At 37.9% G+C, this 16,636-nt stretch carries 16 protein-coding genes; 13 read left to right on the top strand and 3 right to left on the bottom strand.

All coding sequences use genetic code 11. The features are described from left to right. Positions 1–103 precede the first annotated feature (103 nt). Together H0184_RS23395 and H0184_RS23400 are read left to right on the top strand one after the other, a co-directional pair. Positions 104–550, top strand: a complete 447-nt coding sequence (locus H0184_RS23395; protein ID WP_221828995.1) for a hypothetical protein — start codon at positions 104–106, stop codon at positions 548–550. Between the two features lie 159 nt (positions 551–709). Further along, positions 710–940: a hypothetical protein gene (locus H0184_RS23400; protein ID WP_221828998.1), complete on the top strand. Its 231-nt coding sequence runs from the start codon at positions 710–712 to the stop codon at positions 938–940. Between the two features lie 44 nt (positions 941–984). Here the strand turns inward: H0184_RS23400 and H0184_RS23405 are convergent, their stop codons facing one another. Then, positions 985–1,500 (bottom strand): DoxX family membrane protein, encoded by a 516-nt coding sequence (locus H0184_RS23405; RefSeq protein WP_221829000.1) that lies wholly within the window; start codon positions 1,498–1,500, stop codon positions 985–987. Positions 1,501–2,044: 544 nt separating this feature from the next. On the opposite strand from H0184_RS23405, the gene H0184_RS23410 reads away from it, so the two are divergent. From H0184_RS23410 to H0184_RS23420, 3 genes are all read left to right on the top strand, one after another. Continuing rightward, on the top strand, positions 2,045–2,752 hold the full coding sequence (locus H0184_RS23410) for an MBL fold metallo-hydrolase (protein ID WP_221829001.1): 708 nt from the start codon (positions 2,045–2,047) through the stop codon (positions 2,750–2,752). Between the two features lie 15 nt (positions 2,753–2,767). After that, entirely contained in the window at positions 2,768–3,337 is a 570-nt protein-coding gene (locus H0184_RS23415; protein WP_221829003.1) for a TetR/AcrR family transcriptional regulator, read from the top strand. A 248-nt stretch (positions 3,338–3,585) separates the two neighbouring features. Further along, entirely contained in the window at positions 3,586–4,194 is a 609-nt protein-coding gene (locus H0184_RS23420) for an exonuclease domain-containing protein (protein WP_221829005.1), read from the top strand. A gap of 128 nt (positions 4,195–4,322) precedes the next feature. On the opposite strand, the gene H0184_RS23425 is transcribed toward H0184_RS23420, so the two are convergent. Continuing rightward, complete coding sequence (locus H0184_RS23425; protein ID WP_221829007.1) at positions 4,323–4,838, bottom strand: DinB family protein; 516 nt, start codon at positions 4,836–4,838, stop codon at positions 4,323–4,325. A 387-nt stretch (positions 4,839–5,225) separates the two neighbouring features. Between H0184_RS23425 and H0184_RS23430 the strand changes: the two genes are divergently transcribed. After that, positions 5,226–6,632 (top strand): MFS transporter, encoded by a 1,407-nt coding sequence (locus H0184_RS23430; RefSeq protein WP_221829009.1) that lies wholly within the window; start codon positions 5,226–5,228, stop codon positions 6,630–6,632. A gap of 130 nt (positions 6,633–6,762) precedes the next feature. On the opposite strand, the gene H0184_RS23435 is transcribed toward H0184_RS23430, so the two are convergent. Further along, entirely contained in the window at positions 6,763–7,956 is a 1,194-nt protein-coding gene (locus H0184_RS23435; protein WP_221829011.1) for an ROK family transcriptional regulator, read from the bottom strand. Between the two features lie 238 nt (positions 7,957–8,194). On the opposite strand from H0184_RS23435, the gene uxaC reads away from it, so the two are divergent. From uxaC to H0184_RS23470, 7 genes are all read left to right on the top strand, one after another. Continuing rightward, positions 8,195–9,598, top strand: a complete 1,404-nt coding sequence (gene uxaC / locus H0184_RS23440) for a glucuronate isomerase (RefSeq protein ID WP_221829013.1) — start codon at positions 8,195–8,197, stop codon at positions 9,596–9,598. Between the two features lie 267 nt (positions 9,599–9,865). Next, a complete protein-coding gene (gene gndA / locus H0184_RS23445; RefSeq protein WP_221829016.1) occupies positions 9,866–11,278 on the top strand; it encodes an NADP-dependent phosphogluconate dehydrogenase in 1,413 nt (470 codons plus the stop codon). Positions 11,279–11,494: 216 nt separating this feature from the next. Then, positions 11,495–12,433, top strand: a complete 939-nt coding sequence (locus tag H0184_RS23450) for an AraC family transcriptional regulator (RefSeq protein ID WP_221829018.1) — start codon at positions 11,495–11,497, stop codon at positions 12,431–12,433. Continuing rightward, on the top strand, positions 12,430–13,317 hold the full coding sequence (locus H0184_RS23455; protein WP_221829020.1) for a sugar phosphate isomerase/epimerase family protein: 888 nt from the start codon (positions 12,430–12,432) through the stop codon (positions 13,315–13,317). Before H0184_RS23450 ends, H0184_RS23455 begins: the two co-directional genes overlap by 4 nt. A 2-nt stretch (positions 13,318–13,319) precedes the next feature. Beyond that, positions 13,320–14,480 (top strand): Gfo/Idh/MocA family protein, encoded by a 1,161-nt coding sequence (locus H0184_RS23460; RefSeq protein ID WP_221829022.1) that lies wholly within the window; start codon positions 13,320–13,322, stop codon positions 14,478–14,480. A gap of 219 nt (positions 14,481–14,699) precedes the next feature. Further along, entirely contained in the window at positions 14,700–15,704 is a 1,005-nt protein-coding gene (locus tag H0184_RS23465) for a Gfo/Idh/MocA family protein (protein ID WP_221829024.1), read from the top strand. Between the two features lie 2 nt (positions 15,705–15,706). After that, a complete protein-coding gene (locus tag H0184_RS23470) occupies positions 15,707–16,570 on the top strand; it encodes a sugar phosphate isomerase/epimerase family protein (RefSeq protein ID WP_221829026.1) in 864 nt (287 codons plus the stop codon). Positions 16,571–16,636: the final 66 nt, after the last annotated feature.

The raw sequence follows: 16,636 nt of genomic DNA on the forward strand, positions 1-16,636 counted from the left end.
GTTTCTCCTAACCTCTGTACAGCTAAGGGAATAACGCTTTTTTTGTTGAATATATAATCAATAGGGCATTTTCATTATGAATTTAATTAATAGGGGGGATAGGATGTTATCCAGACAATTAATTATATACTTCCTGCTATGTTTAATTGCAATTTTAATGGTAAAGGAATTTTCATATAGCCCTGAGATCTTTAGCGGCAGCGGTAATCCTGCCATTCTCCTTTATCCATTTGTTCTGCTGACATTTTCCCTTTTTGGGTATGAATTATTTCTAAATCTTAAGGAGGCTGCTTTTAAAAAGGCTGTTTGGCGTAATTTGATCGTCTGTTCCTTACTTATCTTTTTTGCTGCATGTGCATTAGAGTATGATTATTATAACGAACTCATTCAAAAGTTAGGCGGTTCCCCCACTAATGAGCAATCTCGAATTTATCATTTCCCTTGGCTGAATCTATACACAAATCCGATTTTTGTTAACTTTTATACATTCCTCATTTATACTTCTTTATTAACTTTCCTAACATCGTTATATCGTTGGAAGAGAAATTAAATAAATAGAGATTCTTTGTAAAAAATTAATGTTCGTAATGGTGTTTCCTCGTATTTTGCCATATAATAGGGTTATAAGTGTTCACAGAATTGTCAAAAATGTAATTTTAAAATATGGGAAATAAGATAAACCTAATGGGTAGAGACGGAGGGAACGGAAATGATTAGAATGGCTGTTGCGGGTGTTTTGGGTTTTGTTCTAATTTTTATTGAAAGCTTGATTGTCATGAAACTAAAGGGATATCATGGTATTGAGTTCGGAGGTTTAGCACCGTTCATTAACGTATGGGCCATGAATTTCTTCCTCGTATTTGCGATACTCACCCAAATAACAAATTGGTATCAAGAACGAGTAGGTTTTGAAAGTGGAGAAGAAGATAATAGCTATTAAAAAAAAGGTCACCTCAATCATTATGATTAAGGCGACCTTTTTTGTTAGGCGTGCTGTCTAGCTGTTTCTTTTCCGTTTCCTTTTAAAACAGTTTTACGGATGAACGGAACCACCCAGCGGTCAAGACCAATGCGGCCAGCGTTGTAGCCTGCAGTTAAGATGATGAAGCCTAATAAAATATCAGTTGGGTTATGAGATACAGTTCCTGCTAAGAAGAAAGAGAAGTTCATCACTAATCCAAAGAACATCGCTGCTGTTGTTAAACAACCTAACAATAGTCCTAAACCAATTAATGTTTCACCCCAAGGAACAATGAAGTTGAACACATCAATGTTTGGCAGTGCAAAGCTGTCTAAAAAGTTAACGTACCAGCCATAAACCATATTGCCGTCTGGACCTGTAACTGGTTTCGCAATTGCTCCTTTTAAGAAGCCAGAAGCATCGAATCCGCCTGTGATTTTATGAAAACCAGCTGTGAACCATGAATAGCCAAGGTATAAACGTAAGACTGTCAATATTCCAGCTGCAATTTTATTTTCCCTTAAAAAGTTCATAAACATTTATGAAGCATCTCCTTGTTAAATAAGTTTTATATAATTACTACATTGCTAATATAACAAATTTATCTTGATATGAGTGTAGATTGTTCACTATTTCACATATCTGTAAAAAAGTTTTGAACAAATTGTTAACACCTGCTTGCTGGAGTTCATTATAGGGTAAAAAATGAGGATGGCTTTATCAAAAGGCTCTCTATAATTATTCCTTGCTGATTTTCGTGGAGGGTTGAGAATTCATAGGCGGAGAATTTCCGTCTATTGTTTAGAGAGGAACCTTAAGAAGCAGTAATAAGCGGAGATTTTCCGCTTAACAGCTTGAAATAAGGCAAATTACAAGGGTTTAGAAACAATAAGCGGAAAAACTCCGCTTATCTTTAAGGAAATATGTGTATTTCCTAATTTAAACGGAAATTCTCCGCTTATGTTCCAAACACAGTGAAAACATTTAACAGTTCCTATCAATAATAAAGGAATATTACTTGATAAAACTAATATAATTAGTTAATATAAAACTAATGTTAATAGTTAAGGGAGAGAGCTGAAAATGAGAGTGATAAAGAACGGTTATTTATACCAGGTGACGTTTTTAGCGAATATGTTTCCAGTCAATTGTTATTTAGTGGAGGAAGACAGGGAGTTAACCTTGATTGATGCAGCGCTGCCTTATAGTATGAAGGGGATAGTAAAAGCAGCGAAAGAAGTTGGAAAACCGATTACTAAAATAATATTAACGCATGCCCATGAAGATCATGTAGGTGCACTTGATAAGATAAAAGAGGAACTTCGTGACGTGCCTGTCTATATTTCTATAAGAGATAACAGATTAATGAATGGTGATATTTCACTAGATCGGCATGAACACCAAACAGCGATAAAAGGCGGAGTTCCTAAAAAGATGAAAACGAGAGCGAATGTACTATTGAAGGAAGGCGACCTTGTTGGATCCTTAGCAGCAATTGAAACACCTGGACATACACCAGGGTCAATGTCCTTTTTTGATACAAGAACGAAGGCACTAATTGCAGGGGACGCATTTCAAACTCGAGGCGGGATGGCGGTGGCAGGAGACATTAAACCATGGTTTCCGTTTCCTGCATTTGGTACATGGAGCAAGGAAACTGCACTGACTAGTGCGAAGAAATTAGCAGACTATCAACCAAGTGTCCTTGCTGTTGGACATGGAGAAATGGTCGAGAATCCAAGCGGGGCAATGGAACAGGCCATTCGAAATTTAGAGCAGAAATTGAAATAAAGGGAGTTTATAGAAATGTCACCGAGACCTAAAGTCGGACTTGAAATAACTGCCATACTAGATGTGGCAGGGAAAATTGCAGATGTGCAAGGAATGCAGGAAGTTACATTGGCTAACTTGGCGAAACAACTAGGGATTAGACCTCCTTCATTATATAACCACTTTGATGGGCTGGCCGGATTACGAAAAAAAATGGCCATATACGGAATTAATCTGCTATATGAGGAATTAGCGCATGCAGCAATTGGAGTAGCTGGAGACGAGGCAGTGCTTGCTATTAGTAAAGCCTATGTAAATTTTGCTCGGAGACACCCAGGGATTTATGAAGCAACATTAATGGCGCCTAAAATGGGGGATGAAGAGGTTCAGCAGGCTGGTGCTAAAGTTGTTGAATTAACTGTCACTGTTTTACGGTACTATGATTTAAATGATGATCGGGCATTACATGCGGTAAGAGGGCTGAGGAGCATTTTACATGGGTTTTCCTCATTAGAGCAGCGGGGCGGTTTTAAAATGGAGTTGGATTTAAATGAAAGTTTGGTAATGATTATTAAAGCATTTATTCATGGAATGCGTGATATCTAAATTTTAGTCGGGATACAGGGAAGCGGATAATCTGACTTAACGCCGATATAATACGATAATCGCTGATATCCAATAAAATAGGGAGCTCAGCATCTCAATGAGTTGACCAAAAGTTACCAGGATTGCAGAAACCTTAGAAAACAATACGATTTTTTATAAACTCAGGGAGGCTTGCCAATTGGCAAGTCTTCTTTTTTAAATAAGATGTTATAATGTTAGTAATATACTTGATTAAAGGAATGAAATGAATGCGAAAACTAGAGAAGTTAGGATTAGTATTGGACGTTGAAACAACAGGCTTAGGGCCGACTACTGATGAAGTGATTGAACTTGCACTGAAATTGTTCTCCTATCGAACAGATACAGGGGAAATCCAGGATATCATTGAAGAAGATTCTTTCTTACGAGAACCTCTTACCAGTACAGCTAGAAGGAACTATGACCGTGCGTACCAAGTTCATGGGATTCCCTATGAATTAGTAGCAGGGAAGAGCTTCTTCGATAGTAAGATTAAAACGTACTTTCATCGTGCAGATTCCGTTTTTGCTCATAATGCTTCCTTTGACCGCAGTTTTCTCTTTCATATGTACCCAGAAGTGAATGATTTAAAGTGGTATTGCACCATGCGCGGTGTTAAATGGAAGAACTATGGTTTTCCTAATGGCAAGTTGCTGACACTATTGCAAGCACACGAAATAACAAATTACCAAACACATAGAGCACTCGATGATATTACATACCTGATGGATCTGCTCAAAAAAACAAGTCCAAACGGAAACCTCTATCTTCAAGAAGTACTCGAAAATGGTCCAATGAGAAAATATCAGCCAGCAGCAGCCCGAACCAAAATGGGATAAACCAAAAGCCATACAGTCCACTTGACTGTATGGCTTTTAATGTCTGCCAGAGGGGTGAACTGTCCACCCCAGGTGGACAGTGTCCACGAGTGGTGACAGGCACCGAGGTAGATGCACCTTCACCATTACTATTTTAAGTATCTCTCTTCGACGATTTTGCGGTGGTGCATTTCGTGTCCGGCGATGATGTAGGCGATGGCTCTTGTGGTGATTTCCATGCCGTTTGCGTTTCCTTTGTTTGCCCATGCATCTATAGGGATGTTTTGGATTAGCGTGATGGATGCGTTTCTTGTTGCTTTGAAATCTTCAAGGATTGCTTCCATTGATAGACTGTTGGTTTGTGCCGCTTGAACATAATCATTTTCGTTAAATCCAGCCAGAGGTGTTTGATCGCCGCGGGCTGCACGCATTAGACGGTAACTCATAATTCTTTCCGTATCAATGATATGTCCGAGAACTTCTTTCACACTCCATTTTCCTGGAGCGTACCGTTGGAGGCCATCTTCTTCTGATATTCCCTCAAAAAGTTTAACCACCGCTAAGAGATTTTCCTGTAAAGTCTGTACAATACCGCCATCTGGAACCAATTTAATATATGGCTGATAATAATTTGGATATTCGCTTTCTGTTGGACGCTGAAGCATCGAATTTCACTCCTCTCCATTTTCGTAAAACTATTTGGAAGTATATTCATTACTAAATTTATCCTATCACAGTTTAAAAGGTGTTTGAATTGATAAACTCAGATGCTCAATTGTTTTAATTGGAAACTTCCAAAAATAATGAAAAAAATTTGTATTGCGCTTACAAAATATTGTTGACGAATTTTGTCGACGGTGATATTCTATGTATACAGTTAGTTTGTTAGTTCATTAAACAAATTAATTGGTAATTTTAAACACTCTCGAGAAGTCAAAATTTATTATTGAGTATTTTTGTAAAGGGATTCATAAAATAGGTTCAATTCATTTAAGCAATTATTTAGGGATTACATTTTATTAGTTTAGAACGATTTACTAGGAGGGTTAATAATGGCACGAGCACTACAACAAAAAGTAGAAGCCCCGCAGAATGGCGGTAAAGAAGTACGTCCATTCGGCATGAAGGATAAATTAGGATATTTGTTTGGTGATTTTGGAAACGATTTCTTCTTTATTTTAGTTGCATCATTCTTGATGGTGTTTTATACGGATATTTTCCATATCAATCCGGCTCAAGTAGGTCTATTATTTATGATTGCACGCCTTTGGGATGCTTTTGCTGACGTAACATGGGGACGTTTCATTGATACAAGAAAAGCTTCACCTCAAGGTAAGTTTAGACCCTGGATTTTCAGGATGTCATTCCCGCTTGTAATCCTTGGTATCTTGATGTTCGTAAAAATTCCTGGAATGTCTGATGGATTCTACCTTGCTTATGCATATGTAACATATATTATCTGGGGAACATTATATTCTACTGTTAATATTCCTTATGGCTCAATGGCTTCTGTAATCACAGCTGATCCTGTTGAACGTACAGCTTTATCCAGCTGGAGAACATTAGGTGGTAACCTGGCAGGTTTAATTATAAACGTTGCTGGCCCAATGATTTTATTTGTAAACAATAAACCAGATGCGAATCGCTTCCTTTATGCTGCATTACTTTTCGGCGCACTAGCGATTGCTTGTTATATGGCTTGCTATAAGTTATCTATTGAACGTATTACCATGGATGAAACGAATAAACAAAAGGTTAACATGGGCAAAACAATGAAAGGGCTTGTTAAGAACAAACCATTAATGGTTTTCCTTGTTGCAGCTTTAACATTCATGATCGTGTTTATGTTGATTGGTACAGTTAACGTATATCTATTTAAGGATTATTTTGGAAATGCAAAAGCGTTAAGTATGGTTGGTTTACTTCAATCCGTTGCAGTATTTGTGGCTATGCCATTTGTGCAGCCATTAGTAAAGAAATTTGGTAAAAAAGAAGTAGCTTCAGGCGGTTTATTATTAGCGACTCTTGTATATGTAGTTTTATATTTCCTTCCAAATCTAACAGCAACGCAATTCATTGGTGTTTTAACCATTGCAATGGTTGGTTATGGTGTATTCAACCTTGTTGTTTGGGCGTTCGTAACAGATGTAATTGATTATCATGAATATTTAACTGGTTTGCGTGAGGATGGTACCGTTTACTCAATCTATTCAATGGCTCGTAAAATTGGTCAAGCGGTTGCCGGTGGTGTTGGTGGTGCAGTGATTGCTGCAGTTGGTTACACTGCAGGTGCACAAACTCAAACAGAGGAAACGTTAAAAGGAATTCATACACTTGGTACTTTAGTACCTGCAGTTGTCCTTGGTGCAGTATTCCTAATGATTGTATTCTTATACCCATTAAACAAAAAGCGCACAGAACAACTTGCAATTGATTTAGCTGCAAAAAGAAAAGCTTAATATTTGGATAAGGTTGATATGTCAAAGACATATCAGCCTTATTTTTATTTTGAGGATTAGATCTGCCGTCGCAAAAGCCCCTTTCAGAAGTTGAAAGGGGCTTTTGTTATGTGAATCATAAATTCATAATCTAGATGTTAACGCTTGCAATACTATTTGATTGAGTATCATATTTGAAGTTCAACATAGGAACGTCTAAGAAATGTTTTATTGCAAAAGCGCAGGCTCCAAGAAGAACCGAATTTCTGCCAATTGTAGATATTTGAAGCTCGCGGTAATGGCTAATGGAAGAATTTAAATTTCCTCTTATCTTATCGAGAGAATTCGGGTACATTCGCAGTAATTCACTATCAAGTACAAGCATGTCAGGATTGTACATGTTGATCATGTTGTTTAACCCAATTGAGAGGTAGTAAATAAATTCTTCCATCAATTGATGTACTTCTTCATCACCTTCAGCAAGCCATTTTTGAATATCTTCGTACGTAATAGATTTCATTTTCCTTGTGTTTGATAAATGCTTGAATAGTGCATTTTCAGATGCATATCTTTCCCAGCAGCCTTTATTTCCGCAATTACATTGTATTCCGTTTGGAACAACAATCATGTGGCCAATCTCACCAGCAAAACCATCATGGCCGCGGAAAAAATCGTTGTTCATCATCATTCCCAGACCAATACCGGAATAAAGAGTGGCAGATAATAAGTTATCTGTTTCATGATGTACATATACCCGTTCCGCAAAAGCACTTAGATTCGCATTGTTTTCAATAAATACGTTGATATCGATATGTCGTTCAATATCATTCTTAAGGGTAATGTTATTCCATCGCAGGCGTGGTACATAATGAATGGTTTCATCTTTTCCAACTAGACCGTGAATGGCAATAACAATTCCGATAATTCCATACCGACTGTAAGCGTATTCAGATTTGTACACTTTTATATTCTCAATTAAGAGATTTAATATCTCACTGTAGTCTGTCGTATTTGTATCAATCCTTTTAGAGATGACCGGAGTTCCCTTAAGATCAGAAACTGTGAAAGTAATATGGTCATAATCAAGATCAATTCCAAGAGCATAACCTGCCTCACCGTTTAAAGAAAGCATGATTGGCTTTCTTCCAACTGAATAATGCTCAAGCTGCGTTTCTATAATTAGTCCTTCTTCTATTAAATCGGCAACCTGTGCGGAGATGGTCGCACGTGTAAGAGCTGTAACCTTTGATAAGTCTGCTCTAGAAATTAAACCTTCTTTAACAATCTCTCTGAGAATAATCGAGCGATTGATTTTTTTTATATATGATGCGTCACCGGTAATCATTTGTGTCCTCCATTCAAGCAGCTTTTCTACTATAACAATAGTATAACAGGTTATCTCATATAGGTCTCTGAAGAATAGCAAAAAAATATTAACTGTCAATTGACTAAACAAATTAAACATGATAAGTTAGTAATGTAATTAATTTGTTTACTAAACAAATTAAGAGAATCTTTTTTATGATATTATCTAATAAATTTGTAAGGGTTTACAGAAAATACTAGTAATTGGAGGGTTTCGAATGAAAAATTTTTTAGACAAAGACTTCCTGTTAGATACAGAAACATCCATAAAATTATATGAAAATGCAGCAGAGGGTTTACCGATTTTTGACTTTCACTGCCACTTAGATCCAAAGGAGGTCTGGGAAAACAAGTCCTATGAAAATATTACTCAATTATGGCTGGGTGGAGACCATTATAAATGGCGTACGATGCGTATGAACGGTATTGGCGAGAAATATATCACCGGTGATGCATCGGATTGGGAGAAATTTGCTGCATGGGCAGAAACTGTCCCCAATTTGATTGGCAACCCGCTTTATCATTGGACTCACATGGAGTTGAAAATGTTCTTTGGAATTGAAAAGTTACTAAGCCCTTCCACTGCACGTGAAATTTACGATGAATGTAATGAAAAGTTAAAAAGTGCAGATTACACAGCAAGAGCTTTTATTGCGAAATCAAATGTTAAATTTATAGGGACAACGGATGATCCTAATTCAACATTAGAATACCATCGTTTATTAAAAAATGACGAAACTTTTACTCCTATTATTGCACCAACTTTCCGTCCAGATGGAGCGCTTTTCATTGAGCGTCCAACATTTATCAGCTGGACTGAGAAATTAGAAGAGGTTTCTGGAATTAAAGTAGATTCACTCGATGGTTTCTTAAATGCGCTGCAGCAGCGTGTTGATTTCTTCCATGAAAATGGCGGCCGTGCATCCGATCATGATATTCAAAGAATGGAATATGTAGAAACCACTAAGGAAGAAATTGAAGTTATTTTCAAAAAAGGTTTGAACGATGAACAGCTTTCTAATGATGAACTGATTGCTTATCGCTGGTTCCTATTAACTGAGCTTGGAAAAATGTATGCTGGAAAACAGTGGGTCATGCAGCTTCACATGGGTGCACTAAGAAATAACAATACAAAAATGAAAGAGCTAATTGGTCCAGACACAGGCTTTGATTCTGTGGGTGAGTCTAATTTTGCTGAAGGTGTATCTCGATTCCTTGATACTCTTGAACAACAAAATGCTTTACCAAGAACGGTATTATTTAACCTGAATTCTAAAGACAATCCTGTCCTTGCAGGGATGATGGGGAATTTCTACGAAGAAGGCGTTCCTGGAAAAGTTCAATTTGGTTCTGGGTGGTGGTTCAACGACCATATCGATGGAATGGAAAGACAAATGAAGGACCTCGCAAATGTAGGTTTGTTAAGCCACTTTATTGGTATGTTAACAGATTCCCGCAGTTTCCTTTCTTATGCGCGTCATGAATACTTCCGTCGTATACTCTGCAACCTTTTAGGTGAATGGGTAGAAAGAGGACTAGCTCCGAATGATAGTGAATATCTTGAGCAAATGGTTAGAAATATTGGTTACAATAATGCAGAGAAGTACTTTTTACAACGCTAATAAGATATAGGGGTGCCTCTAAAAGGGCTTACCCCCTTATTACATAGAATAAAGTGTTAATTCTATTTATTTGAGCAAGCTATAGTTGGAGAAGCTATTATGTACTCATGAATGCAGGGTCAAATAGCCGAATTAATTGATGTTCTAATCGTTAGAAGTTATTATGTATGGTATGAGTTACTGAAGTGCGGTAAAGCATTCCAGACCTCACCTACATGTGATAGGTTTATAAGTATCTAACTAGATCAAGGAGAAAGAGGGATAATAATGTCTAAACAACAAATTGGTGTCGTTGGGTTGGCAGTCATGGGGAAGAACCTTGCTTTAAATATCGAAAGCCGTGGTTATTCAGTTGCTGTTTTCAACCGTTCTTATGACAAAACAGAAGAATTTTTAAAGAATGAAGCAGAAGGTAAAAACTTTGTTGGTGCACGTACAGTTGAAGAATTCGTAAATTCTTTAGAAAAACCCCGCAAAATTTTACTAATGGTAAAAGCAGGTACTGCAACCGATGCAACGATCGATTCTTTAAAGCCATTTCTTGAAGAAGGCGATATCCTAATCGATGGAGGAAATACATTCTTCCAGGATACAATTAGACGTAATCAAGAACTAGCAACTGCAGGATTCCATTTCATCGGAACGGGAGTTTCAGGTGGAGAGGAAGGCGCGTTAAAAGGTCCATCTATTATGCCTGGCGGTAAAAAGGAAGCTTATGAGCTTGTTCAGCCAATCCTTGAGGCAATCTCTGCTAAAGTTGAAGGCGATCCTTGCTGTACATATATCGGTCCAAATGGTGCTGGTCACTATGTGAAAATGGTTCACAACGGTATTGAATATGGCGACATGCAATTGATCTGTGAAGCTTATTTTATTTTGAAAAACGTTCTTGGTTTAGATGCACAGGAACTTCACGAGGTCTTCGCTGAATGGAACAAAGGCGAATTAGACAGCTATTTAATCGAAATCACTGCAGATATCTTTACAAAAGTAGATGAAGAAACAGGTAAGCCAATGGTTGACCTTATCCTCGATACAGCTGGTCAAAAGGGTACTGGCAAGTGGACAAGCCAAAATGCTTTAGACTTAGGAGTTCCACTTCCAATTATCACTGAATCCGTATTTGCCCGCTTTATTTCAGCGATGAAGGATGAGCGTATAAAGGCAAGCAAGGTTCTTAATGGACCTGAAGTTAAGGCATTCGAAGGAAATAAAGAAGAATTAATTGAAGCTGTTCGTAAAGCATTGTATATGAGTAAAATTGTTTCTTATGCACAAGGATTCGCTCAAATGCGTGCAGCGTCTGAAGAATACGATTGGAATCTTCGTTACGGCGATATCGCGATGATTTTCCGCGGCGGATGTATCATTCGTGCACAATTCTTACAAAAAATTAAGGACGCGTATGATCGCGATCCAGAATTAAGAAACCTATTATTAGATCCTTATTTCAAAGAAATCGCTGAAAACTATCAACAGCCATTACGTCAAGTACTTGCTGTAGCAATTGAACGCGGTATCCCAGTTCCATCATTCTCAAGTGCAATTGCATATTATGACAGCTACCGTACAGAAACGCTTCCAGCGAATCTGCTGCAAGCACAACGTGACTACTTTGGAGCACATACGTACCAACGTATTGATAAAGAGGGAGTATTCCATACAAATTGGATGGAATAATCTTTCCATAATACCAACTGACCATTACTAGCGCATAACGCTGTAATGGTCTTTTTTTATTGCCTGAGAATTATGGATAAAAAGCAATATTAGTCAAATAATAACCGTTATTGAGCAGTTTTAGAGAATGTTTTTTACAATTACCTGCAATATAATATAAATATAGTCAGTTAACAAACTATGATGTTAACGCTTACTTCTAAGGGTGTGAAAGCAATGGAAAAGTTAACAGGCTCTTCAATTAGTAAAAGAATAATGGATGAGTGGATATACGGTTTCTACCGACTTCAAGGTGTTGACTCTTACAACTTTAATTTCCATTCACATCAGGAATATGAGATTTATTTTTTCCACTCGGGTGATTGTAAATATTTAATAAACAACCGGATTTACGAGCTGCAGCCTGGTGATATCATCCTATTGGACGGTATGACTTTGCATAAAGCGAATCCAGGAACAGACAGTACGTATACAAGAAGTATGCTTCACTTTTCACCTATATGGCTGCAAGAATCATTGAATGGACTAGGAATGCCGAATTTGTTAGATCCTTTTAGAAAACTAAATAATTGCCTGCTTCGTACAGGTTACGATGAATTTGGCCAATTTGTTGACGGCAGGATAAAGGCTATAGCGCTCTCACTTACTCAAATTGATGAAGAAATGCAGCGGACAGGTAAGAAAAATGATTTCCTTGAGGCGGAAGTAAAACTTGAGTTGATACAATTATTGATGGGAATATACAAAATGAGTCAAAAGGAATTAGCTCAAGTAAGCAGCAAAAGATCGGAAAAAGAACTTCATTCAGAGGCAATTGCCTCATGGATTAATGACCATTATGCTGAGAAAATCAGTTTAGACAGAATTGCAGAGGAGTTAAGTTTGAGTAAGTATTATGCTTCACATGTTTTTAAGGAAGTTACTGGCTTTACGGTAATGGAGTATGTGATGGCTTGCCGGCTTAACCAAGTAAAGTATTTGTTAGAGATGGAGCCTGATCAATCACTAACAGATGTGTCTCGTTCAACAGGATTTGAGAGTGTTGCCCATTTCAGCCGCTTTTTTAAAGAAAAGGTTGGCACTACTCCCTCACAGTATCGTAAAGCGAAACTGAATAATCATATTCCTGGGAAAAAGGAGGAAGAGAATAAATGAATCAAGATTTACTGATTTCAGGATTTTCAGATGAAATTTCATCTGATTTTGATACCCAGCTTGAGGTTGTCTCTAATTTAGGTATGAAATATATATCGTTACGCGGCATTGATGGAAAAAATATTGGTGATTTTACCGTGGATGAAATCAAAGAAAGTGTACAGCCAAGACTGCAAAAAGCTGGAATTGGTGTTTCATCGATCGGCTCGCCGATTGGTAAGGTATTCATCAATGATGAAGAAGGCTTTGCGAAACAAAAGCAGATGTTGGACACGCTTTGCCAAATCAGCAACCTTCTTGACTGCAAATACATGCGAATCTTTAGTTTCTATATTCCTAAGGGTGAAGACGCAGACCAATATCGCAGTCAAGTTGTAAGTAAGCTGAAAGAATTTGCTGCTATTGCAGAAAAATACAATGTCATTTTACTTCATGAAAATGAAAAGGATATCTTTGGGGATATCGGAAGACGCTGTCACGAGATATTAACAGAGGTCGGTTCTCCATACTTTAAAGGAATTTTCGACTTTGCTAATTTCGTACAGTGCGGTGAGGACACTGGGGAGTGTTACGATCTCTTAAAGGATGAGATTGTTTATATACACATTAAGGATGCTGTAACAACTGACAGCCAAAATGTTGTTTGTGGAACTGGTGATGGTAAAATTCCAGAACTCTTAGCTGAGTTCATTAAGAACGGCTACAAAGGATTCTTAACACTAGAGCCACATCTTGTCCTCTTTGATTCTCTAAAGGACTTGGAGCTTGAGGATGCAGCTGAAATTATTAAAGACAACAAAGGGCTGGACGGTGCCAGCGGTTACAGACTTCAATATGAAGCACTTATAGAAATTCTAAACAAAATTGAAAGCGAGGAAAATTAATTATGGCTGATGTAAGATTAGGGATTATTGGATTAGGTGCAGAAGGCGGTATGTACGCAAATTTTATTTCTGAAGGCAAAGTTAAAAACATGGTGATTGGTGCGATCTGTGATAATGATCCTGCTAAAAAACAAGTAGCAGAAGAGAAGTATCCTGGTGTTCCTTTCTACGATAATTATATCGATATGCTTGAAAGCGGTGATGTTAACGCAGTTGTTACAACTGTACCGCATTATCTGCACCCTGAAATGGGAATTGAAGCACTAAAAAGAGACATTCATGCATTAGTGGAAAAACCAGCTGGTGTATATACAAAACAAGTTCAAGAGTTAAACGACTATGCAGCATCAAAGCCTGAAGTTAAGTTTGCAATTTTCTTTAACCAGCGTACAAATCCACTTTATAAAAAAGTGAAAGAAATTATTGATAATGGTGAGATTGGCAGCATCCGCAGCACTAACTGGATTATTACTACTTGGTGGAGACCACAAGGGTACTACAATCAAAGTGAATGGAGAGCAACTTGGGGCGGAGAAGGCGGCGGTGTCCTTGTAAACCAAGCACCGCACCAAATTGACTTGCTTCAATGGATTTGCGGCATGCCGAAAAAGGTTTATGCAAAATTAAACTATGGCTATCAAAGAGATATTGTGGTTGAAGACGATGTAACAGCCGTATTTGACTATGGAAATGGTGCAACTGGTGTATTCGTTACGAAGACACATGATGTAATGGGGACAGACCGTTTAGAAATCCATGGTGATAAAGGAAAAATCGTTGTAGACGATAGTAAGAAAGTTACCATCAAGCGCTTAAAACAATCTGAGAGAGAAATGAGCGATTCTATGGATATGTCAGATGTTATGAAGCTTTTTATGGGCGGAGGCGCAGGTGATATTTTCACGGAAGAAGTACTTGATTTCGGTAATGTTTGGGGCGAACAACATATTGCAGTATTAGAAGACTTTGCTTCAGCAATCGTAGAAGGTACACCACTATTAGCTCCTGGCAGCGACGGTATTAATGGTGTTAGACTTGCAAATGCAATGCACTTGTCAAGCTGGTTAGGAAAAGAAATTGAAGTGCCATTTGATGAAGATTTATTCCTAGAAGAATTAAATAAACGAATTGCTGAAGAAGGTAAATATCCAGTTAGAAAGTAATCGACCACATGAAACGAACTCGGGGCGCTGTAGAGCTCCCGGGTTTGTTTCAAAAGTTTGCTTTCATAAATATAGTTGTTAAAATCTTAAAGCCGATTTTAACGCGGAATTATCAATTTTGCGCTTTAGAATTTAGTTTGCAGGCTCTTTTCTTATTAAATTTTTGTACTGAAAAGCAACAAAGTTTAAGAAAAGAGCCTTTAAAAAGGGGAGAAGCAAATGCTAAAAGTAGCAGTAATAGGGCTGGGTACGATCTCACATATTCATATTCCAGCGATAAAAGCGAACCCAAATGCTGAGTTAGTGGCTGTCTGTGATAATGACGAAACATTATCAAATTCAGTACCAGGAGCAAACTTTTACAGTAACTTTGAAGTAATGCTAGAAAAAGAAGAATTAGATTGTGTTCATATCTGTCTGCCTCATTATCTGCATTACCCAGTTACAAAGGCTTGTGTGGAAAAAGGTGTTCATGTTTTTCTAGAAAAACCATTGGGCTTGAACAGTGAAGAAGGGCTTGCCCTGGTGAAACTAGAGGAAGAAAATAAGGACTTTAAAATCGGTGTCTGTCTGCAAAATCGAAACAATGAATCATTTGAAAAGCTTCAAGAGATTATTAGCTCTGGAGAATATGGTCCTATCAAAGGGGTCAAGGGCCTCGTAGCATGGTTTAGACCAAAACAATACTATGATGTCCAACCGTGGCGCGGGCAGTGGAAGTATGCCGGCGGGGGAGTGATGATCAATCAAGCACTGCATACCTTAGACCTCATGCAGCTGGTTGGCGGTGAAATCGAATCTATTAGAGGTTCAGTTGATCAACTATTGGATTATAACATCGAAGTAGAAGATACAGCTTCCGCCCGTATCCAGTTTAAAAATGGTGCTAAGGGATTATTCTTTGCTACCAATGCAAATGCAGATAATTCTAGTGTTGAACTTGAGGTTCTTTTTGAAAAGGTTAGGTTTATCATCAAAGATAGCATCCTAACTAGCGTAAATGAGGCAGGGGAAAAAGAAGAATTGATGGAGGATGCCAAGCTTCCAGGTTCGAAACATTATTATGGAGCCAGCCATGCTAAAACCATCAATCAATTCTATAGCGCTCTTATCGAAAACACTCAAGATTATATTCATGCAAAAGATGCACTGGCTTCAATTGCGATCATTGATGCCATTCACTTGTCATCAGAAAAAAAACAGACAATAAAAATGGAGGGGTAATAATGAAAAAAGGTAAAATCGGCGTTCAAATGATGATGCTTAAAGGTAAAGTCGAAGAGTTAGGTGCCTATGAAACAATGAGAAAAATTAGTGAGCTAGGTTACCATGCTGTTGAGGTTTCTCAAATCCCTATGACACCTGAGAACGTTGCGGAGATAAAAAGGGCGAGTCAAGATTTTGATATTAAGATTGCGGCTCTTTCTGCTGCGGTAGAGCCAATGCTTCCTGGAATGCCTGGTGAAACTTTGGCAAGTGACTTTGAAAAAATCGTAAACGATTGCAAGACGCTGGAATGTAATTATTTACGAATTGGCATGATGCCGTTAATGGCTATGGGGAATAAAGATAGTATCATGGAATTTATTGCTAAGGCTGAAGATATGGCTCACAGATTAGCAGAACATGGAATTGAATTATATTACCATACACACCACTTAGAATTCCAAAAATTTGATGGTGAATACTTATTGGATATTATTAAAAATAACACGACAAAGCTTGGATTTGAATTAGATGTTCACTGGATTCAAAGAGCAGGTGTAAATCCTGTGGAATTTGTTAAAGGATATGCCGGACGTATTTCACTCTTACACTTGAAGGATTATCGAATTGGACAAATGGATTTAAGTGAAATTGATTTCACGAAGGATATGGGTAAATTCTTTGATATTTTCACGAATACGATTGAATTTGCAGAACTCGGTGAAGGTAACCTTGATATTGCAGCAATCATGGAAGCAGGGCTTGAGAGCGGTGCGCAGTATTTCTTGGTAGAGCAGGACAATACCTATGGTCGCGACCCATTCGAATGCCTAGAAGTTTCTGCTAATCACTTAAGAAAGCTTGGTTATGCTGACTGGTTTTAATATATTGACACGATAAGAGCAGTGGGTGCCCGCTGCTTTTTGTGCGACGGGCAGTCCCGTAGAGTG

Origin of the sequence: Neobacillus niacini (genome assembly GCF_019749295.1) — a bacterium.
Lineage (GTDB): Bacteria > Bacillota > Bacilli > Bacillales > Cytobacillaceae > Neobacillus > Neobacillus niacini_D.

Coding starts and splice junctions, on each gene's coding strand:
- H0184_RS23400 (WP_221828998.1), top strand. CDS start 710: ATGATTAGAATGGCTGTTGCGGGTGTTTTGGGTTTTGTTCTAATTTTT.
- H0184_RS23395 (WP_221828995.1), top strand. CDS start 104: ATGTTATCCAGACAATTAATTATATACTTCCTGCTATGTTTAATTGCA.
- uxaC (WP_221829013.1), top strand. CDS start 8,195: ATGAAAAATTTTTTAGACAAAGACTTCCTGTTAGATACAGAAACATCC.
- H0184_RS23405 (WP_221829000.1), bottom strand. CDS start 1,500: ATGTTTATGAACTTTTTAAGGGAAAATAAAATTGCAGCTGGAATATTG.
- H0184_RS23465 (WP_221829024.1), top strand. CDS start 14,700: ATGCTAAAAGTAGCAGTAATAGGGCTGGGTACGATCTCACATATTCAT.
- H0184_RS23435 (WP_221829011.1), bottom strand. CDS start 7,956: ATGATTACCGGTGACGCATCATATATAAAAAAAATCAATCGCTCGATT.
- H0184_RS23450 (WP_221829018.1), top strand. CDS start 11,495: ATGGAAAAGTTAACAGGCTCTTCAATTAGTAAAAGAATAATGGATGAG.
- H0184_RS23470 (WP_221829026.1), top strand. CDS start 15,707: ATGAAAAAAGGTAAAATCGGCGTTCAAATGATGATGCTTAAAGGTAAA.
- H0184_RS23415 (WP_221829003.1), top strand. CDS start 2,768: ATGTCACCGAGACCTAAAGTCGGACTTGAAATAACTGCCATACTAGAT.
- gndA (WP_221829016.1), top strand. CDS start 9,866: ATGTCTAAACAACAAATTGGTGTCGTTGGGTTGGCAGTCATGGGGAAG.
- H0184_RS23425 (WP_221829007.1), bottom strand. CDS start 4,838: ATGCTTCAGCGTCCAACAGAAAGCGAATATCCAAATTATTATCAGCCA.
- H0184_RS23455 (WP_221829020.1), top strand. CDS start 12,430: ATGAATCAAGATTTACTGATTTCAGGATTTTCAGATGAAATTTCATCT.
- H0184_RS23430 (WP_221829009.1), top strand. CDS start 5,226: ATGGCACGAGCACTACAACAAAAAGTAGAAGCCCCGCAGAATGGCGGT.
- H0184_RS23460 (WP_221829022.1), top strand. CDS start 13,320: ATGGCTGATGTAAGATTAGGGATTATTGGATTAGGTGCAGAAGGCGGT.
- H0184_RS23420 (WP_221829005.1), top strand. CDS start 3,586: ATGCGAAAACTAGAGAAGTTAGGATTAGTATTGGACGTTGAAACAACA.
- H0184_RS23410 (WP_221829001.1), top strand. CDS start 2,045: ATGAGAGTGATAAAGAACGGTTATTTATACCAGGTGACGTTTTTAGCG.